Annotated in this window: 13 protein-coding genes; 12 read left to right on the top strand and 1 reads right to left on the bottom strand. The window is 70.6% G+C overall.

Annotated elements, in window-relative coordinates; all coding sequences use genetic code 11:
- The first annotated feature begins 222 nt into the window (after nucleotides 1-222).
- From QF027_RS12240 to QF027_RS12205, 8 genes are all read left to right on the top strand, one after another.
- Complete coding sequence (locus tag QF027_RS12240) at nucleotides 223-1,647, top strand: hypothetical protein (RefSeq protein ID WP_307074460.1); 1,425 nt, start codon at nucleotides 223-225, stop codon at nucleotides 1,645-1,647.
- A gap of 233 nt (nucleotides 1,648-1,880) precedes the next feature.
- Entirely contained in the window at nucleotides 1,881-3,326 is a 1,446-nt protein-coding gene (locus tag QF027_RS12235; protein ID WP_306983224.1) for an alkaline phosphatase PhoX, read from the top strand.
- Nucleotides 3,327-3,780: 454 nt separating this feature from the next.
- Nucleotides 3,781-5,361, top strand: a complete 1,581-nt coding sequence (locus QF027_RS12230) for a TROVE domain-containing protein (RefSeq protein WP_306983229.1) — start codon at nucleotides 3,781-3,783, stop codon at nucleotides 5,359-5,361.
- 93 nt (nucleotides 5,362-5,454) lie between these two features.
- A complete protein-coding gene (locus QF027_RS12225; RefSeq protein ID WP_306983231.1) occupies nucleotides 5,455-6,102 on the top strand; it encodes a GntR family transcriptional regulator in 648 nt (215 codons plus the stop codon).
- 29 nt (nucleotides 6,103-6,131) lie between these two features.
- Nucleotides 6,132-7,172, top strand: coding sequence for a 1-aminocyclopropane-1-carboxylate deaminase (locus QF027_RS12220; protein WP_306983233.1), 1,041 nt, complete (start codon nucleotides 6,132-6,134; stop codon nucleotides 7,170-7,172).
- Nucleotides 7,173-7,193: 21 nt separating this feature from the next.
- A complete protein-coding gene (locus QF027_RS12215; RefSeq protein WP_307074457.1) occupies nucleotides 7,194-8,234 on the top strand; it encodes a LacI family DNA-binding transcriptional regulator in 1,041 nt (346 codons plus the stop codon).
- Between the two features lie 52 nt (nucleotides 8,235-8,286).
- A complete protein-coding gene (locus tag QF027_RS12210; protein ID WP_307074455.1) occupies nucleotides 8,287-9,171 on the top strand; it encodes a LysR family transcriptional regulator in 885 nt (294 codons plus the stop codon).
- 73 nt (nucleotides 9,172-9,244) lie between these two features.
- Complete coding sequence (locus QF027_RS12205; protein WP_306983239.1) at nucleotides 9,245-10,303, top strand: tartrate dehydrogenase; 1,059 nt, start codon at nucleotides 9,245-9,247, stop codon at nucleotides 10,301-10,303.
- A gap of 87 nt (nucleotides 10,304-10,390) precedes the next feature.
- On the opposite strand, the gene QF027_RS12200 is transcribed toward QF027_RS12205, so the two are convergent.
- Complete coding sequence (locus QF027_RS12200; protein WP_307074452.1) at nucleotides 10,391-12,013, bottom strand: PucR family transcriptional regulator; 1,623 nt, start codon at nucleotides 12,011-12,013, stop codon at nucleotides 10,391-10,393.
- Nucleotides 12,014-12,292: 279 nt separating this feature from the next.
- Between QF027_RS12200 and solA the strand changes: the two genes are divergently transcribed.
- From solA to QF027_RS12180, 4 genes are all read left to right on the top strand, one after another.
- Nucleotides 12,293-13,447, top strand: coding sequence for an N-methyl-L-tryptophan oxidase (gene solA, locus QF027_RS12195; protein ID WP_307074450.1), 1,155 nt, complete (start codon nucleotides 12,293-12,295; stop codon nucleotides 13,445-13,447).
- Between the two features lie 112 nt (nucleotides 13,448-13,559).
- Nucleotides 13,560-14,240, top strand: coding sequence for a haloacid dehalogenase type II (locus QF027_RS12190; protein WP_306983247.1), 681 nt, complete (start codon nucleotides 13,560-13,562; stop codon nucleotides 14,238-14,240).
- 98 nt (nucleotides 14,241-14,338) lie between these two features.
- Entirely contained in the window at nucleotides 14,339-15,433 is a 1,095-nt protein-coding gene (locus tag QF027_RS12185; RefSeq protein WP_307074448.1) for an ABC transporter substrate-binding protein, read from the top strand.
- On the top strand, nucleotides 15,426-16,592 hold the full coding sequence (locus QF027_RS12180) for an ABC transporter ATP-binding protein (RefSeq protein WP_306983251.1): 1,167 nt from the start codon (nucleotides 15,426-15,428) through the stop codon (nucleotides 16,590-16,592). Before QF027_RS12185 ends, QF027_RS12180 begins: the two co-directional genes overlap by 8 nt.
- Nucleotides 16,593-16,595 lie beyond the last annotated feature (3 nt).

Here is a 16,595-nt window from a genome sequence, read left to right as displayed (position 1 = left end):
GTGGGAGCCGCGACCTGTGGGGCGGTGGCGACGCGCGTAGAAAATACAGGGAACAGATGTCCGCCGGATTTCTACGCGCGTCAATCTCCTGCCTGGTCACGCCAGTTGTCAAGGTTTCAGCCATGTACGGACCCTGTCGGGGACATGAACCGGGCGGCATAGGTGGATATCCGTCTACGCTGAGCGGCTGAGTGGCACGACGCGTCCTAGGAGAACCAGCCGATGTCAGACAGCTCCCCCCTGCCGCCGGTGCGGCTGCACCCCGAAGCGGAGCTGGCGCGGGACGCCCTGTCCACGCCGCTGCTCGCCAGGGCCGCCCGGCTCGCCCGCTGGGCCGGCGAGGACACGCGGGTCGACGCCGGGGGCGGACTCGTCGAGGAGCAGCTGCCCGCGGCGGCCGCGCACCTCGGACTGACCGGGGACGAGGCGGCAGCGTACGCGAGCGAGGCCTGGCGGGTGGCCGTCGACACCGGGCTCGTCGAGATCGTCGACGAGGAGGAGGGCACGGTCGCCACCGGCGAGGACCTGGCTCTGCTGTCCGGGTCCCCGCAGGACGTGCTCGGCGTGTGGCTGACGGTGCTGGAGACGGCGCTGGCCGACGCGAGCGTGCCGGATCTGGACGATCTGGTCGACGCGATGGACGACGGCGGCGAGGTCGACTTCGCCTCCCTGGACTGGGACCCGCAGGCCGAGCAGGAGTTCCTCGACGGGGTGCTCGGGAACCTCTACCTGCTCACGGTCAGCGAGGACGGTCCCGGCGCCGGACCCGTGCCGCTGCCCGCCCTCGCCGCGTCGATGATCGTGCCGAGCGACATGGGCGAGCCGACCAACGACGTCCTGGAGCAGGTGTCCGACGCGATGATGCGGCTGGACGACCAGTTCCGGGTCCTGGAGCCGGTGGGGATCGTCGAGTACCAGCCCGTCGACGAGGCACTGATGGCGGACACCGACGAGGAGCCCGCCGCGATCGGCGACGAGACCGACGTCTCCCGGTACGGCATGGTCAGGCTCACCCCGCTCGGGCTGTACGGGCTGCGATCGCGGCTGCTGGAGGCGGGCATCACGGCACCGGCCGTCGGCGACCTCGCCGACAAGGGAGCGGACGCACTGCTCGACGGGACCTCGACGTTCCCGCCCTCCGCCGCGCAGGCCGAGACCGAGCAGTGGCTGGACCGGCGCGAACCTCTCGCGGCGGCCCGGGAACTGCTGACGGCGGCTCGGGGGAGCGACGCGGGCGCACCCTTGCGCAGGCTGCGGTGTCAGCAGGCGTTGTCCTTGGTCGGCGCGGTCGCCGAACCCTCGTTGCGGGAGGTCCTCGACGACGCCGAGCTGGGTGGGCTGGCCCGGGTCTGGCTGACCGAGCGGGGGTTCGGGGACGTGCCCCCGCCGTCCCAGGACATGGTGTTCTGGCTGACCGTCGACACGATCGCCGCGCAGCTCGCCGCGGAGGGGAACTCCGAGGAGTTGCAGGGGCTGGTGGAAGGACTGGCCCAGCAGCACGGTGGGTTCTTCGCGGCGGCCTGGCGAGTCGACCACCCGGCCACCGCGGATGTGCTGGAGGCGATGGGGCGTTTGCATCCGGACAAGCGGGTGGCGAAGGAGGCGCGGAAGGCCGCGTTCAAGGCGCGGTCGCAGCAAGGGGGTTGATCCCGGTTTGCGAGTGCGGGTCCGTTGTGGCTGGTCGCGCCCGCGCGGCGGAGCCGCATATCGACACAGCCCCGCGCCCCTGAAGGGGCGCTTTCCCAGCCCTTTGTTGATTCATGGAACCGGGTGCACTGAAGTCTCCTGGCGTTCAACCGGTGTTCAGATGTGGGCGGGACCGTAGCGCCGACCCGAGGTCCCCCACCCTCCACGGCATACCCACCGTCTCAGGAGACACCATGTCGCTCACCCGCAGGGACTTTGCCGCGAAATCCGCGATCACCGGAGCCGGTGTCGCGCTGGCGGGCACTGTCGGCGCCCTCGCCACCGCACCCAACGCGCTCGCGGCCACCGACGGCGAGAGCGAGGGCGCGGAGATCGCGGGCGCCCACCACGGAGTCGGTTACGGGCCGCTGATCCCCGACCCCGACGGCCTGCTCGCGCTGCCCGCCGGGTTCACGTACAAGGTCATCACCTACAGCGGCAGGACCAAGCTGGAGTCCGGCGAGTTCACCCCGTCCAACCACGACGGTACGGCCACCTTCTGCGGCCCCCGCGGCGCGACCCTCCTGGTCAACAACCACGAGCTCAAGGGCCCGCGTGCCAACTGGCCCCACCCCGTGCCGCTCACCGAGGGCCTCGTCTACGACCCCGCCGCCTCCGGTGGCTGCACGGTCGTCGAGGTCCGCCACGGGCATGTCGCCGAGTGGGTCGGCATCGCCGGCACCTCCACCAACTGCGCGGGCGGCACCACCCCTTGGGGCACCTGGCTCACCGGCGAGGAGACCGAGGACAAGGCCGGCCAGAACGGCATGACCAAGGACCACGGCTACATCTTCGAGGTCGACCCCGAGGACCGCCGCGCCAACCGCGACCCCAAGCCCGTCAAGGCGTTCGGCCGATACGCCCACGAGGCGGTCGTCATCGACCCCAAGCGCGGCCACGCCTACCTGACCGAGGACGCTTCCGGCCCCAACGGCCTGCTTTTCCGCTGGACCCCGCCGGCGGGCTTCCACCACGGCCGCGGCAAGCTGCGCACCCTCGCCGACAACGCGGGGGCCCTGCAGGCCTTCAAGTGCTTCGACTCCGGCGGCAAGTTCGTCGACGACCTCTCCCGCGCCACCAGGATCGGTACGGTGTACGGCGTCGACTGGGTCGACGTGCCCGACCGCGACGCCAAGACGGTCTCCGTCCGCAAGCAGTTCACCGACGGCCAGGTCACCCGCGCCCGCAAGCTCGAGGGCATGTGGTGGGGCGACGGCGGCGCGTACGTCGTCTCCTCGTACGCCCGTGAGGAGAGCCCCGTCCAGCATGACGGCCAGGTCTGGTTCTACGACCCCAAGCGCCGCACCCTCACGCTCAAGGTCCTCCTCGGCGTGAACCCCGACCCTTCCAAGGACGGTGCCTTCGACGGCCCCGACAACATCACCGTCTCCCCGTACGGAGGCCTGGTCATCGCCGAGGACGGCGAGGGCGTCCAGCACCTGTTCGGCGCCACCGAGAGCGGCCGCACCTACCCGATCGCCCGCAACGAGCTGAACATCGGCACCGAAGAGGAGCCCGAGTACAGCGAGTTCACCGGGGTCACCTTCTCGCCCGACGGCCGGACGCTGTACGCCAACATCCAGACTCCGGGGATCATGCTGGCGATCACGGGGCCGTGGAAGCGGCAGAAGCGGGGCTGAATTTAATTCGCTCGCCCGGCCCGCGGCACGCCTCCTAGAGTGATGTACGTCCAGGTGCGAAGGCAGGACCTACTTCCACTCTTAATGGGGAGGCCGCGGGTTCGAATCCCGCCACCGGTACTTCCGTGCCGGTGTAGCTCAGAGGCAGAGCACCTAATGTCGGTTCCGCCGATCTGAACTCTGGACACCACAACTTCATGCACCTCCCGGTGCGAGCACTTTGATCTCGGGAGGTGCAGCTCATGGTGGGTGCCCGGTGCGCAGGCAGCGGATACTTCGGGAACTGGTGGGGGGAAACCCTCATGCGGGTTCGAATCCCGTCATCGACTCAGGGTCGGTGTGGCGGAACGGAAGACGCGCCAGTTATAAAGGCACCGCAGTCGACTTCGACCTCGGGCACCCTCCTTTTGCTGCGCCTCCCTCCGAAACGGAAAAGAATTCGGGGGAATTCACCATGGCGCGATTCAACAAGAAGGCCGCGCGGGCCCGCCCCACCTCGCGAGTGACGTCGACGGGACGCATCCTGCGGACGTACGAGGGCGGCCGGGGCCATGAGCGTGACGCACGCTCCGAGCTCTTTCTGCTCGCGGTCGCCAACTTCGTCTCCCAGCAGACCTCTTACGAGTCCGGCGCGGACCGCGACGACCGGTTCGCCACGCTCGTACGGCAGCTCGCCGTCACGGACCCGACCTGGACCGCCGGCCTGCTCGGCTGGCTGCGCGGCGAGGGCAACCTGCGCACCGCCTCGCTCGTGGGCGCCGCCGAGTACGTGAAGGCACGCCTCGACGTGGGTGCCACCGACGGTCCCTCGAACCGGCAGGTCGTGGCCTCGGTACTCCAGCGGCCCGACGAGCCCGGCGAGTTCCTTGGGTACTGGACGGCACAGTACGGCCGTAACGTCCCCAAGCCCGTCAAGCGCGGGGTCGCCGACGCCGTACGGCGGCTCTACAGCGGCAAGACGCTGCTGAAGTACGACACCGCGTCCAAGGGCTACCGCTTCGGCGACATCCTCAACCTCGTGCACGCGGGCCCGGACCCGGACAAGCCGTGGCAGGGCGAGCTGTTCCAGTACGCCCTCGACCGGCGGCACCACCCGGACACGGCCGTGCCGCCCGCGTCGAGCCGGATCCTGACCGCGCACCGCGAACTGATGGCGCTGCCGGTCGGGCAGCGGCGTGCCGTCGTCACGTCCGAGGGTGGGGCCGAGCGGCTGGCCGCTGCCGGGATGACATGGGAGGCCCTGGCGGGCTGGCTGCAGGGGCCCATGGACAAGGCGGCCTGGGAAGCCGTGATCCCGTCCATGGGTGCGATGGCGTTGCTCCGTAACCTGAGGAACTTCGACGAGGCCGGAGTCTCCGACGAGGTCGCGGCCCGGGTGGCGGCCCGGATCAGTGACCCGGCGGAGGTGGCACGCTCGCGGCAGTTCCCCTTCCGGTACCTCGCCGCGTACCAGCACGCGCCCTCGCTGCGCTGGGCGTACCCGCTGGAGCAGGCGCTCGGCCACTCCCTGGCCAACGTGCCCGCGCTGCCCGGCCGGACCCTGGTGCTCGTCGACCGCTCGGGCTCGATGTGGGCGCGGCTGTCCGACCGCTCGCAGCTCAACCGGGCCGACGCGGCGGCGATCTTCGGCACGGCGCTCGCACTGCGGGCGGCGGACGCGGATCTCGTCGAGTTCGGCACCACGAACCGGCGCCTGTCCATCGGCACGGGCGAGTCGGTGCTGAAGATCCTCGGCCGCTTCGGCGACCTGGGCGGCACCGACACCACCTCGGCCGTCCGCGCGCACTACCGGGGACAGGACCGGGTGCTGATCGTCACCGACGAGCAGTACACGTACCACCGGCACGGCGAACCGACCGAGCAGGTCCCGGCCGACGTGCCGGTCTACACCTGGAACCTCGCCGGCTACCGGGCGGGCCACGGCCCCTCCGGCTCCGGTAACCGCCACACCTTCGGAGGTCTCACGGACGCGGCCTTCCGGATGGTTCCGCTGCTCGAGGCGGCCCAGGACGCCGACTGGCCCTGGGCTGCCTGAGCCTCGAGCGTGGCCCGCACCTCACGGGGTGCGGGCCACTCGCATGTCCCCACCCTTGTGCGCGGGCGCGATTGACATCTAACATTTCAGTTCATGGAGGCCATACGACCCCTCGCCCGCGCCCTGCTCCGGGACCGCGCCTACGCGTCCATCCGGGACGCCATCGTGGCCGGCGAGATCGAGCCCGGGGCGGTGGTGCGGGACGCCGATCTCGCCGAGCGGCTCGGGCTGTCGCGCGCGCCGGTGCGGGAGGCCTTCGCGCGGCTCGTCGACGAGGGGCTGCTGGAGAGCAAACCGCAGAGCTACACGCGGGTGACCCAGGTCGTCGCCGCCGAGGTGCGGGACGCCGCCGCCGTGGTCGGGGCCATGCACGAACTGGTCACCCGGGTCGCCGTGCCCCGGCTGTTCGCCGCCGACATCGAGACGATGCGCACGGCCAACGAACGGTTCGCGGGCGCCGTCACCGCCGGTGACGTGGACGAAGCCCTGCACGCCGACGACGCCCTGCACGACGTCCTCGTCCGCGTCAGCGGCAACCGCGCGGCCGCCGCCACCATCGCCCGCTACACCCCGCTCATCCGACGGCTGGAGCGCCGGCGCTTCGGCGAGGGCGGCAACTGCCGCTCGGCGGGCCTGCACGACCGGCTGATCGAGGCCTGCGCGGCCGGTGACGTGGACGAGGCGGTCCGGGTCACGGCGGAGATCTGGCGGGGCCTGGCCGAGCTGGCCGACAGCGACTGAGCCCACAGCGACCGACCCGGGAGGTCCTCATGCCCCTTTCGTCCTACGCCCGTTACCCCCTCCTCTTCGGGCCGTCCCCCGTCCACCGCCTGGAGCGCCTCACCGCGCACCTCGGCGGCGCCGCGCTGTGGGCCAAGCGCGAGGACTGCAACTCCGGGATCGCGTACGGCGGCAACAAGACCCGCAAGCTGGAGTACCTGGTCGCCGACGCGCTCGCCAAGGGCTGTGACACCCTCGTCTCGATCGGCGGCGTCCAGTCCAACCACACCCGCCAGGTCGCCGCGTGCGCCGCCCGGGCCGGGCTCAAGTGCGTGCTGGTGCAGGAGAGTTGGGTGGACTGGCCGGACGCCGTCTACGACAAGGTCGGCAACATCCTGATCAGCCGGCTCGCCGGGGCCGACGTACGGCTGGTGAAGGCCGGGTTCGGGATCGGGTTCAAGGACAGCTGGGAGCAGGCGCTCAGGGATGTCGAGGAGTCGGGCGGAAAGCCGTACGCCATCCCGGCCGGCGCCTCCGACCACCCTCTCGGCGGGCTGGGGTTCGCCGCGTGGGCGTACGAAGTCGCCGATCAGGAGCGGGAGTTGGGCGTCTTCTTCGACACGGTCGTGGTCTGCTCGGTGACCGGCTCCACCCAGGCCGGTATGGTCGCCGGGTTCCGGGCGCTGGAGGAGGCGGGCGGCCGGCCCCGGCGCGTGCTCGGCATCGACGCCTCCGCCAAGCCCGTCGCCACCCGGGAACAGATCGCGCGGATCGCCCACAGCACCGGTCAACTCATCGGCGTACGGAAGGAGTTGACCGAGGAGGACGTAGAGCTCGACGAGCGGTACCACGCGGGTGTCTACGGCATCCCCGACGAGACCACGCTGGAGGCGATGCGCCTCGCCGCCCGTACCGAGGGCATGGTCACCGACCCCGTGTACGAGGGCAAGTCGATGGCCGGGATGATCGACCTGGTCCGGCGGGGCGAGATCGGCGCGGACTCCACCGTGCTCTACGCCCACCTCGGAGGGCAGCCGGCTCTCAACGGGTACAGCGCGCTGTTCCAGCCCGGGCCGCGCCCGTTGCCGTGATGGCTGGATACAGTGCATTTCATGTGGACCGACGAGCAGCAGCGGGAGCCCAGTGGTCACGCGTCCGACGGTCCTCGTCGCCGGGCCACGATTCACGACGTGGCGCAGCTCGCGGGAGTGTCACGGCAGACGGTCTCCCGGGCGGTGAACGACAAGGGTGAGATCGACCCGGACACCGAGGCGCGGGTGCTCGAAGCCGTGCGGATGCTGGACTACCGGCCCAGCCGGTTCGCGCGCGGGCTGGTGCGGAAGGGGACGGTGACCGCGGGGCTGGTCATTCCGGATCTGATGAATCCGTTCTTTCCCGAGGTGGCGGCCGGGGTCCTGGAGGCCGCCGAGGAGCGTGGCTGGCAGGTGGTGGTGTGGGACACCCGCACCGACGGTGCCAAGGAGCGGGAGGCGCTCGGCGTGCTGTCCCACCAGGCGGACGCCGTGATGGGCTACTTCAAGAACGACGACGAGGTCCTCGCCCGGTACCTCGGCGGTCTGCCGCTCGTCCTGCTGGAACGCGGCCCGCAGCAGACCCGGTTCGCGGCCGTCGGGATCGACGCCGCGGCAGGTCTCGAACAGGGCATCGCCCACCTGGTCCGGGCAGGTCACCGGCGGATCGGCATGCTGGACGGTGACCGGCTCGCCCCCGGGCCCCGACGGGAGGCGTTCCTGGCCGAGGTACGGCGGCACGGGCTGCCGGTCGATGACGGCTGGATCGTGATGTCCGTCGGCCACGGTGTCGCGGGAGGCGAGGCCGCGATGGAACAACTCCTCGACGCCCGGCCCCAGTTGACCGCGGTGTTCGGCTTCAACGACCTGATCGCCGTCGGCGCGATACGAGCCGCCCGGCGCCGGGGCCGGCGGGTGCCGGAGGACCTGGCCGTGCTGGGCTTCGACGGGCTCTCCCTGGGCGAACTGGTGGAACCCGCCCTCACCACCCTGCGGCTCGACAAGCGCCGGCTGGGGCGGCTGGCCGTCGAGCAGGTCGCACGGCTGCGGGCCGGCGAGAAGCCGCTGACCGGCGCGGATGCCTGGGTGGCACCTGAGCTGGTGGTACGCGCCTCGGCCTGAGACCTGCCGTCTCCGAGTCGTCGCTTGATTTACTGAGGGGCAGAGGGCGCGTATGGACATCCGGCAGCTGGAGTACTTCCTCGCGATTGTCGATCGCGGGGGGTTCAACCGTGCGGCCTCGGCCCTGTACGTGTCGCAGCCGTCGCTGTCACAGGCCGTGCGGGCGCTGGAGCGTGATCTCGGCTCCGAGCTGTTCCATCGCATCGGGCGCAGGGCAGTCCTGACGGAGGCCGGAAGGGCCCTGATCGAGCCTGCCCGGGAGGCCGTGCGGAGTCTGCAGACGGCGCGGGCGAGTGTCGCGGCGGTGCATGAGCTGCGTGAGGGGCGCCTGGATGTGGCATCCACGCCGTCGCAGGCGGTGGAACCGCTGACCACCTTGGTGAGTGCCTTCAGCCACCGGTATCCCGGCGTCCGGGTGAACATCAATGCGGCGTTCACGTCGCGTGATGTGATCGACATGGTGCGCACCGGTGCCGTGGAGCTGGGGCTCCTGGCGTCCGCCGGCCCGGTCTCCGACAAGGAAGTGGTCTCACATGCGCTGGGGCGGCAGCGTCTTGTGCTGGTGGTGCCGGCCGACGGCCCGTTCGCTGACCGGACGGCGGTGGAGTGCGGGGAGCTTGCGGGACAGCGGCTGATCGTCGGGCAGGTGGGAAGCGGGATGCGCGCCTACGTCGACGCGCTGCGGGAACAGGGCGTCGAGTTCACCGTCGCCGCCGAGACCGAGCACCGCGTGTCGCTCATGCCCCTGGTGCTGGCCGGGGTCGGGCTCGCGGTGGTCACGGATTCCTGGCGGGACCTCGCCGGGCGGCTGGGCGCGCGCGTCCTGGACATCGAGCCGGAGACCACCTTGGAGATCGCTCTCGTCAGCCGCCGCGGCAGCCTGTCGCCCGCAGCCGCCGCGTTCGTCACGGGCGCAACCACGCCCGCCGGCAGCTGATAGGCACCGCTTATAAGGGAGATCCGCTTTGCGTCTTGGACGCCCCACGGACCCCGTTGCTCCAATCGACGGCATGACGACCAACCACCGTATTGCCCTGATCCCCGGCGACGGCATCGGCGCCGAGGTACTGCCCCCAGCCCAGCAGGTGCTCGATGTTCTCGGCCGCCGCCACGGTTTCACCCTGTCCTACACGTCGTACGACTGGTCGTGCGAGCGGTACCTGCGGGAGGGCGCGATGATGCCCGCCGACGGGATCGACCAGCTGCGCGACAAGGACGCGATCCTGCTGGGCGCGGTGGGATACCCGGGGGTGCCCGACCATGTCTCGCTGTGGGGGCTGCTGATCCCGATCCGGCGCAGGTTCCGCCAGTACGTGAACCTCCGGCCCATCCGTGTCTTCGAAGGCATCGACAGTCCGGTGCGCGGCGCACGGCCGGGCGAGGTCGATTTCGTTGTCGTGCGCGAGAACATGGAAGGCGAGTACAGCGAGGTCGGCGGCCGACTCAACAGGGACTCCCCGGAAGAGATGGCCGTGCAGGAGGCCGTGTTCACCCGGGCCGGCGTCACACGTGTGCTGGACTACGCCTTCACGCTCGCCTCCCGGCGCGGCGGCCGCCTGACCTCCGCGACCAAGTCGAACGGCATCGTGCACACCATGCCGTTCTGGGACCAGCTCGTCACCGAGCGGGCCGCCTCGTTCCCGCAGGTCGCCTGGGACCAGGAGCACATCGACGCGCTCGCGGCCAAGTTCGTCCTCGAGCCGGCCCGCTTCGACGTCGTCGTCGCCTCCAACCTCTTCGGCGACATCCTCAGCGACCTCGCGGCCGCGGTCGCGGGATCCATCGGCGTCGCCCCGGCGGCCAACCTCAACCCCGAGCGGGACTTCCCCTCGATGTTCGAGCCGGTGCACGGCTCCGCGCCCGACATCGCGGGGCAGGGCATCGCCAACCCGCTGGGCGCGATCTGGTCCGCGGCCATGATGCTCGACCACCTCGGCCAACCCGCCGCGGCCAGGGACATCACCGACGCGATCGCCTCGATCCTGGCCAAGACCGATGTCCGCACCCGTGACCTGGGCGGAACCGCGACCACCGCCGAGTTCACCGACAGGCTGATCGAGCTCCTCTGAGCCTTCCGGAAAGTCCGCCGACGCCCGCCCGGACCGCTCGGCACTCGCCGGCCGCAATGCTGCTCAGCGTGACGGCCGGCGTTCGCGTCATGCGCCGGGAACAACTGCTTCCCGGGCGTCCAGGACCAGCACCGCGACGTGCAGGGACGTGCGCTGCAGACCTGACTCCAGGTCGCAGCCGAGGAGCCGTTCGATGGTGTGAAGGCGCTGGTAGTACGCCTGCCGGGACATGCCGGCGCGTTTCGCCGCGACCGACTTGTTCCCGGCCGCCGCCAGATAGGCGCGCAGTGCCGGGAGCAGATCGCCGCTGTTGCGGTCGTCGTGCTCGATGAGGCGGGTCAGCTGCCGTTCCGCGTACCGCTGAAGACGGGTGTCCTCCCGCAGGACGCCCAGCAACTCCGGCAGCCCGACGTCGGCGAGGACGTAGAACCACCGCTCCGGGGAGGCCGGTGTGATGGCCTCGGCCGTCTGCACCGCCTCCTGCCACGACCGGGCGATCCCGGCGAGGTCGGTCACCCCGGGGCCGACGGCGACGACGGCCTCCGGCCCCAGCTCCTCCCGGGTCAGACGGCCGATCCGCTCGGCGACCGGCTGCCAGGCGCTCGCCTGTGCCAGTGCCAGAAGAACGCCGATCCGACCCGGGGCCGTCTCGCCGACCAGGGCGCGGACGCCGGTCTGCGCCAGCGCCTTCGCGATCCGTTCGTCGAGGTGCTCACCCTCGGTGCCGGTGCAGGTGTGGCGGATGACCAGGGCGAAGAGCCGGTGCCCGAAGGCCGGGAGCCCCAGTGCCTCGGCGCGGGCGCGTGCGTCCGCGGGGGAGCGGAAGCGCCGTTCGTACAGGTCCCGCAGCACGGAGCGGTGGGCCCGGCGTTCCCACCAGGCAGGCCCGGCCAGGCGCGCCATGGTCAGCGCGACCGCCGCACGCTCCAGCACCAGGACGTGTTCCGGGTCGGGCTCGGCGTTCAGCCGGCCCTCCAGCAGGACCAGCCGCCCCCACAGCCCCCGGTGGTCCTGCACCGGCGCGATCAGCCACCCCTCCGGGCCGCTCGGCGTGATCCTCTCCGGGGTCGGGGCGGCCCGCGAACGCCGCGACCAGGCCGACACCACCGGCTCGTACGGCCGGCCGAGCAGTTCGCACATCAGGACCCGGTGGTTGAGATCCTCCAGCACCACCGGGGCTCCGGTGAGCTCCGCGGTGGTGTGCACCAGTTCCTCGGGGTCCGCGCCCCGCAGCGTCAGGGCGGTGAAGACGTCCTGGATGTCCCTCCCGCGCCGCAGCAGGGCCCCCTGGGCGTCAAGGATGAGCGCGTGCACCGTCTGCGTGACGTCGATGAACCGGACGCCTCGGGCCAGCTCGACCAGCGGCACTTGACGGGCACGGCACGCCGCCACCAGCTCGCCGGGCACCTTCCGGTACCGGTAACCGAGCTCCACGATCAGACCGGCCGCGCCGACGTCGGCGAGCTGGTCGACGTAGTCCCGCAGCTCGGAGGCGTCCTCGGGGTACGGCATGCCGGTGGTCAGGACCAGCTCGCCGCCCTCCAGGAAATCGGCGGGATTGAGCAGCTCGGTGACATGCACCCAGCGCACCGCCCTGTCCAGCTGTGACTCACCGGCCAGCACGCGCGGCATCCCTTCGGCGAGCACGGGCAGGCGCAGTACCTGCGTGATCGTGGGGAAGTGCCCGTTTGCGAGATGTCTGGGCGGCATAGGGGGTGCTTTCATCCGAGGGGATCGGGGTCACCCTCGCACCGGCCACTCACCGTGACAAGAGGGGGCCGGCATTTTGTGCGGCCCGGCCGCCCGCAGTGACAGACCGTCTCGAGAAGGCCCCAAGGTGGAACACAGTGTGGGTTGACCTGCAGGTTCCCCCGGGCCGAAAGTGAACGCCATCCCCAGTGGGACCCGAACCGGAAGAGTCCCCACGATGTCCGCACCGTGCTGGGGCCCGACTGCCACCCGGACCACACCATCGAAAGGAGCGACCTCATGCGCATCCCGAAGCGCGTCGCCGTGATCGGTGCCGGCAGCATGGGCAGCCAGGCCATGTGGCGACTGGCGGCCCGCGGAGCCGAGGTCATTGGCTACGACCGGTACGCGCCGGGTCACGACCGCGGTGCGGCCGGGGGCGAGACCCGTATCTTCCGAGCCGTCCACCTCGGCGAACCCCGCTACATTCCGCTGCTGCGGCTCGCCGACCGGATGTGGGACCACCTCCAGGGCGAGAGCCGGTTCTCGCTGCGACGCCGCAGCGGATGCCTGGTGATGGGCGAAACCGCGTCGCCCTCCATGGGCCGCCTCCTCGCCGCCGGCGCCGCCCACCGGCTGGATCACGAGGTACTGGACCGGGAGGAACTCGCCCGCCGCTACCCGCAGCACCGCCTCCCGGACGGGCACACCGCCGTCCTCGACCGGAGGGGCGCCGTCATCAGGCCCGAGGCGTCGATCCAGGCCGCCGCCACCCGTGCCGAGCAACTGGGCGCCCGGCTGCACCGCTACACCCCCGTGCGGGAGATCGCGCCCGCGGCAGGCGGCGGGGTGCACATCGTCACCGATCAGGGCACGGATCACGTGGACACCGCGGTGGTGACCGTGGGCCCCTGGGTCAACACCCTGCTCCCCGACCTGCCGCAGGCGGTCGACGTCCGCCGGCTGATCAGCTCCTGGCACATCCCCACCCGCCACGACTGGTTCGCGGGCGGCGCCCCCGCCTTCGTACGCAGCACACCCCACGACTGCTACGGGTTGCCGTCGCCCGACGGCATGTCCGTCAAGCTGGGCCTCTCCTTCAAGCTGGGCCTCCACTCCGCGCGCCATCTGCCGGTACCCGACCCCCAACGGCTCGACCGGACGGTCCGCCCGGAGGAACTCGCCACCATGCGCGAGTTCATCAGCGAGCTGATGCCCGACCTGAACCCCGACCCCATCAGGATGTCGGCCTACATGGAGGGCTACACCGACTCCGGAAACCCGCTCGTCGGCCGCCTCCCCGGCGAGGACGACATCATCGTCATGGCCGGTTTCTCCGGCAGCGGCTTCAAACTGTCGCCCGCGATGGGCGAGATCGCCGCCGACCTAGCCCTGGACGGCACCACCGACCATCCCGTCGACTTCCTGGCACCGGCCGCAGCCGACGCCGTCTGACCCGAAGTCACCTCGCTTCCCCCATGGGGAAGTCCGTCACAGGTGTGCCGGAAAAGTAGCGACAAATACCGAATCGCAGCCTGTTCCTGCAGTAAAGAACTGGAGTTCTTCCATGCCCATTCCGTCGTTTCAGTTCCGGCCGAAGTACGTCTCGTTCGACTGCTACGGCACGTTGATCGAGTGGCCGATGACCCCCATCACGCGTGAACTCGTCGGCGACCAGATCCCGGCCGAGCACTGGGACCAGTTCGTCCGGGAGTTCCGCGGCTACCGCTACGACCAGGTCCGCGGCGAGTACTACCCCTATGAGCAGGTGCTGCAGGACTCCTTCGAGAGGGTCTGCCGCAAGTGGGGTGTGAAGGCGGCGCCGGACGCGGGCAAGCGGTTCGCCGACGGCGTGCGCAGCTGGGGCCCGCACGCCGACGTGCCGGAACCGCTGAAGAAGATGGGCGAGCACTACAAGCTGGTGATCTTCTCCAACGCCGGGGACGCCTTCCTGGAGGAGAGCGTGCCCCGGCTCGGGGCGGACTTCCACGCGGTCTTCACCGCGGAGCAGGCCGGCTACTACAAGCCCCGGTACGCCGCGTTCGAGTACATGCTCGACCAGCTCGACGCGTCCCCCGAGGACTTCGTGCACGTCTCCTCGCACACCCGCTACGACCTGATGCCGATGCACGACATGGGTTTCCGCAACCTGATCCTCCTGGACCGGGGCTGCGACCCGGTCACCCACGGCTACGACTACGTGCCGGTGAAGTCCCTGGACGAGCTCAACACCATGCTCGGCATCTGAATCACGACGCACACCGTCCCGCACGGACAGCCCCGAAGGACCCCCCACCCCAGCGTTTTCCGTTCCCCCGAATCCAGACCCTCACCAGGAGGCGCCCGATGGAAGCCAACCGGATAGGCCGCAGAACCGTACTCCGCACCGCAGGCGCGCTGGCCGCCACCACCGTGGTGACCGGCTGCGGCACCCTCATGGGCAGCAGCGAAAGCCGCGGCTCGGGCGGCTCCAAGAAGCGGCTCGTCGTCAGCAACAGTGGTGGCGCCTACAACGACGCTCTGACCGAGGCGATCTACGAGCCGTTCGCCAAGGAGACCGGCATCACGGTCACGACGGTCAACTACCAGTCGGCGCAGATCATCGCCCAGGTCAAGCAGGGCCGTCCGCAGGTGGACCTGATGGACAACACACTGCTGAACTTCCAGAAGATGGCGGGGCTGGAGTGTCTGGAGCCGGTGGACCAGGACCGGCTGAAGAGTGTCAAGGGCGCCGGGATCGCGGAGCACAACCTGCCGGCACACGCGGTCGGCAAGAACGTGTGGGCGAGCGTGATGGCGTACCGCACGGACAGCCTGAAGCGTGCCCCGAAGAGCTGGGCCGACTTCTGGAACACGCACTCCTTCAGCGGTCCGCGCTCCCTGCAGAGCGCGGAGGCCGACCTGCCGGAGCTTGAGTTCGCGCTGCTGGCCGACGGGGTTCCGCTGGACAGGCTGTACCCGCTGGACGTGGACCGGGCGTTCGCGTCGATGTCGCGGATCCGCGGAGACGTGAAGAAGTTCTGGAACACCGGCGCCCTGCCGGCCGTCCTGCTCGGCCGCAAGGAGGTCGTCATGACCTCCCTGTGGGGCGGCCGCGCCGATGAACTGATCAAGCAGGGGCAGCCGGTCGCCTACCAGTGGAACGGCGCCCGCAGGATGACCAACGGCTGGGGCATCCCGAAGGGCGCGGGCAACACGGACGCGGCCTACCAGCTGATCGACTTCTCGCTGCGTCCCGAGGTGCAGGCGGCGTTCGCCAAGCTCAGCCCCACCGGCGGCCCGGTCGTCCCGGCGGCAACCAAGCTGATCTCGGAGGACGTCCTGGCCACGCTGCCGACCTCGCCGCAGAACCTCAAGATCGGGTTCGACGCGGATGCCGCCTGGTGGGACAAGAACCGTGACGCCGTCACCAAGCGCTGGCAGGAGTGGGCCGATGCCTGAGCGGACCCGGAGTCTGACCGTTGCAGAGCTCTCCGCCGACGACCTCGCCGCTGCCCTGGCCCCTCGCTCCTCCGCACCGACGGGCAAGTCGTTGTCGGTGACGGGGCTGTCCAAGTCCTATGGCGGGACGACGGTGGTCGACGGCGTGGACATGGAGATCGCGGCGGGTGAGTTCGTCACCTTCCTCGGCTCGTCCGGTTCCGGCAAGACGACCACGCTGATGATGCTGGCCGGGTTCACCGAGCCCGACTCCGGCAGCATCACCGTCGACGGCCGGGACATCACCCAACTCAATCCGGGCAAGCGTGACTTCGGTTTCGTCTTCCAGCAGTACCTGCTCTTCCCGCACATGACGGTCGCCGAGAACGTCGCCTTCCCCCTGCAGCTGCGAGGGGTGGACAAGGCGGAGATCCGCCGCCGGGTGGGGGAGACGCTGGAGGCGGCGGGCCTGTCGAAGTTCGCCGGCCGCAAGCCCCGTGAGCTCTCCGGTGGTCAGCAGCAGCGGGTCGCCCTGTGCCGGGTCCTGGTCTACCGTCCGCCGATCGTGCTGATGGACGAACCGCTGGGCGCGCTGGACAAGAGGCTCCGCGACCAGATGCAGACCGAGATCAAGTCCATCCAGCGCGAACTCGGCCTGACTGTCATCTACGTGACGCACGATCAGGAGGAGGCGCTGGTCCTGTCGGACCGGATCGCCATCATGAAGGACGGCCGCATCGAGCAGTTCGACACTCCCCGCGGCCTGTTCGAACGCCCCCGCACCCCGTTCGTCGCGGACTTCCTGGGCGCCGCCAACTTCCTCACCGGCAGGGCCGAGGACGGCGGGGGCGACGACTGCACCCGCGTACGCCTCGACACCGGGGGCGTGCTCACGGCCCGCGCCCACCCCTGCGTGCCCGGACAGAGCGTGCGGGCTGCGGTGCGGCCGGGCAAGCTGCGCCTGGTCGGCGCCGAGGAGGGCTGCTGTTCCGGCACGGTCGAGACGGCCGTCTACGTCGGCTCGCTGACCCGGATCACCGTGCGCCTGGACGGTGCCGCTCCGGGGACGCAGCCGCTGCGGATCGAGACCGCCGCCGTCCCGCCACGTCCCGGCGAGCGGGTGTGTGTCACCGCCGACCGGGACGACGTCAGCGTCTTCGACGCGACGGACGGGGGGTGAGCC

It is taken from the genome of Streptomyces canus, from assembly GCF_030816965.1.
GTDB classification, from domain to species: Bacteria; Actinomycetota; Actinomycetes; order Streptomycetales; family Streptomycetaceae; genus Streptomyces; species Streptomyces canus_E.
This window is presented reverse-complemented; position numbering and strand designations above follow the sequence as displayed.

Bases quoted from the DNA above. Each gene is read 5' to 3' on its own strand.
- QF027_RS12210 (WP_307074455.1), top strand. From the start codon at position 8,287: ATGGACATCCGGCAGCTGGAGTACTTCCTCGCGATTGTCGATCGCGGG.
- QF027_RS12220 (WP_306983233.1), top strand. From the start codon at position 6,132: ATGCCCCTTTCGTCCTACGCCCGTTACCCCCTCCTCTTCGGGCCGTCC.
- QF027_RS12200 (WP_307074452.1), bottom strand. From the start codon at position 12,013: ATGCCGCCCAGACATCTCGCAAACGGGCACTTCCCCACGATCACGCAG.
- QF027_RS12180 (WP_306983251.1), top strand. From the start codon at position 15,426: ATGCCTGAGCGGACCCGGAGTCTGACCGTTGCAGAGCTCTCCGCCGAC.
- solA (WP_307074450.1), top strand. From the start codon at position 12,293: ATGCGCATCCCGAAGCGCGTCGCCGTGATCGGTGCCGGCAGCATGGGC.
- QF027_RS12185 (WP_307074448.1), top strand. From the start codon at position 14,339: ATGGAAGCCAACCGGATAGGCCGCAGAACCGTACTCCGCACCGCAGGC.
- QF027_RS12190 (WP_306983247.1), top strand. From the start codon at position 13,560: ATGCCCATTCCGTCGTTTCAGTTCCGGCCGAAGTACGTCTCGTTCGAC.
- QF027_RS12225 (WP_306983231.1), top strand. From the start codon at position 5,455: ATGGAGGCCATACGACCCCTCGCCCGCGCCCTGCTCCGGGACCGCGCC.
- QF027_RS12205 (WP_306983239.1), top strand. From the start codon at position 9,245: ATGACGACCAACCACCGTATTGCCCTGATCCCCGGCGACGGCATCGGC.
- QF027_RS12230 (WP_306983229.1), top strand. From the start codon at position 3,781: ATGGCGCGATTCAACAAGAAGGCCGCGCGGGCCCGCCCCACCTCGCGA.
- QF027_RS12215 (WP_307074457.1), top strand. From the start codon at position 7,194: ATGTGGACCGACGAGCAGCAGCGGGAGCCCAGTGGTCACGCGTCCGAC.
- QF027_RS12235 (WP_306983224.1), top strand. From the start codon at position 1,881: ATGTCGCTCACCCGCAGGGACTTTGCCGCGAAATCCGCGATCACCGGA.
- QF027_RS12240 (WP_307074460.1), top strand. From the start codon at position 223: ATGTCAGACAGCTCCCCCCTGCCGCCGGTGCGGCTGCACCCCGAAGCG.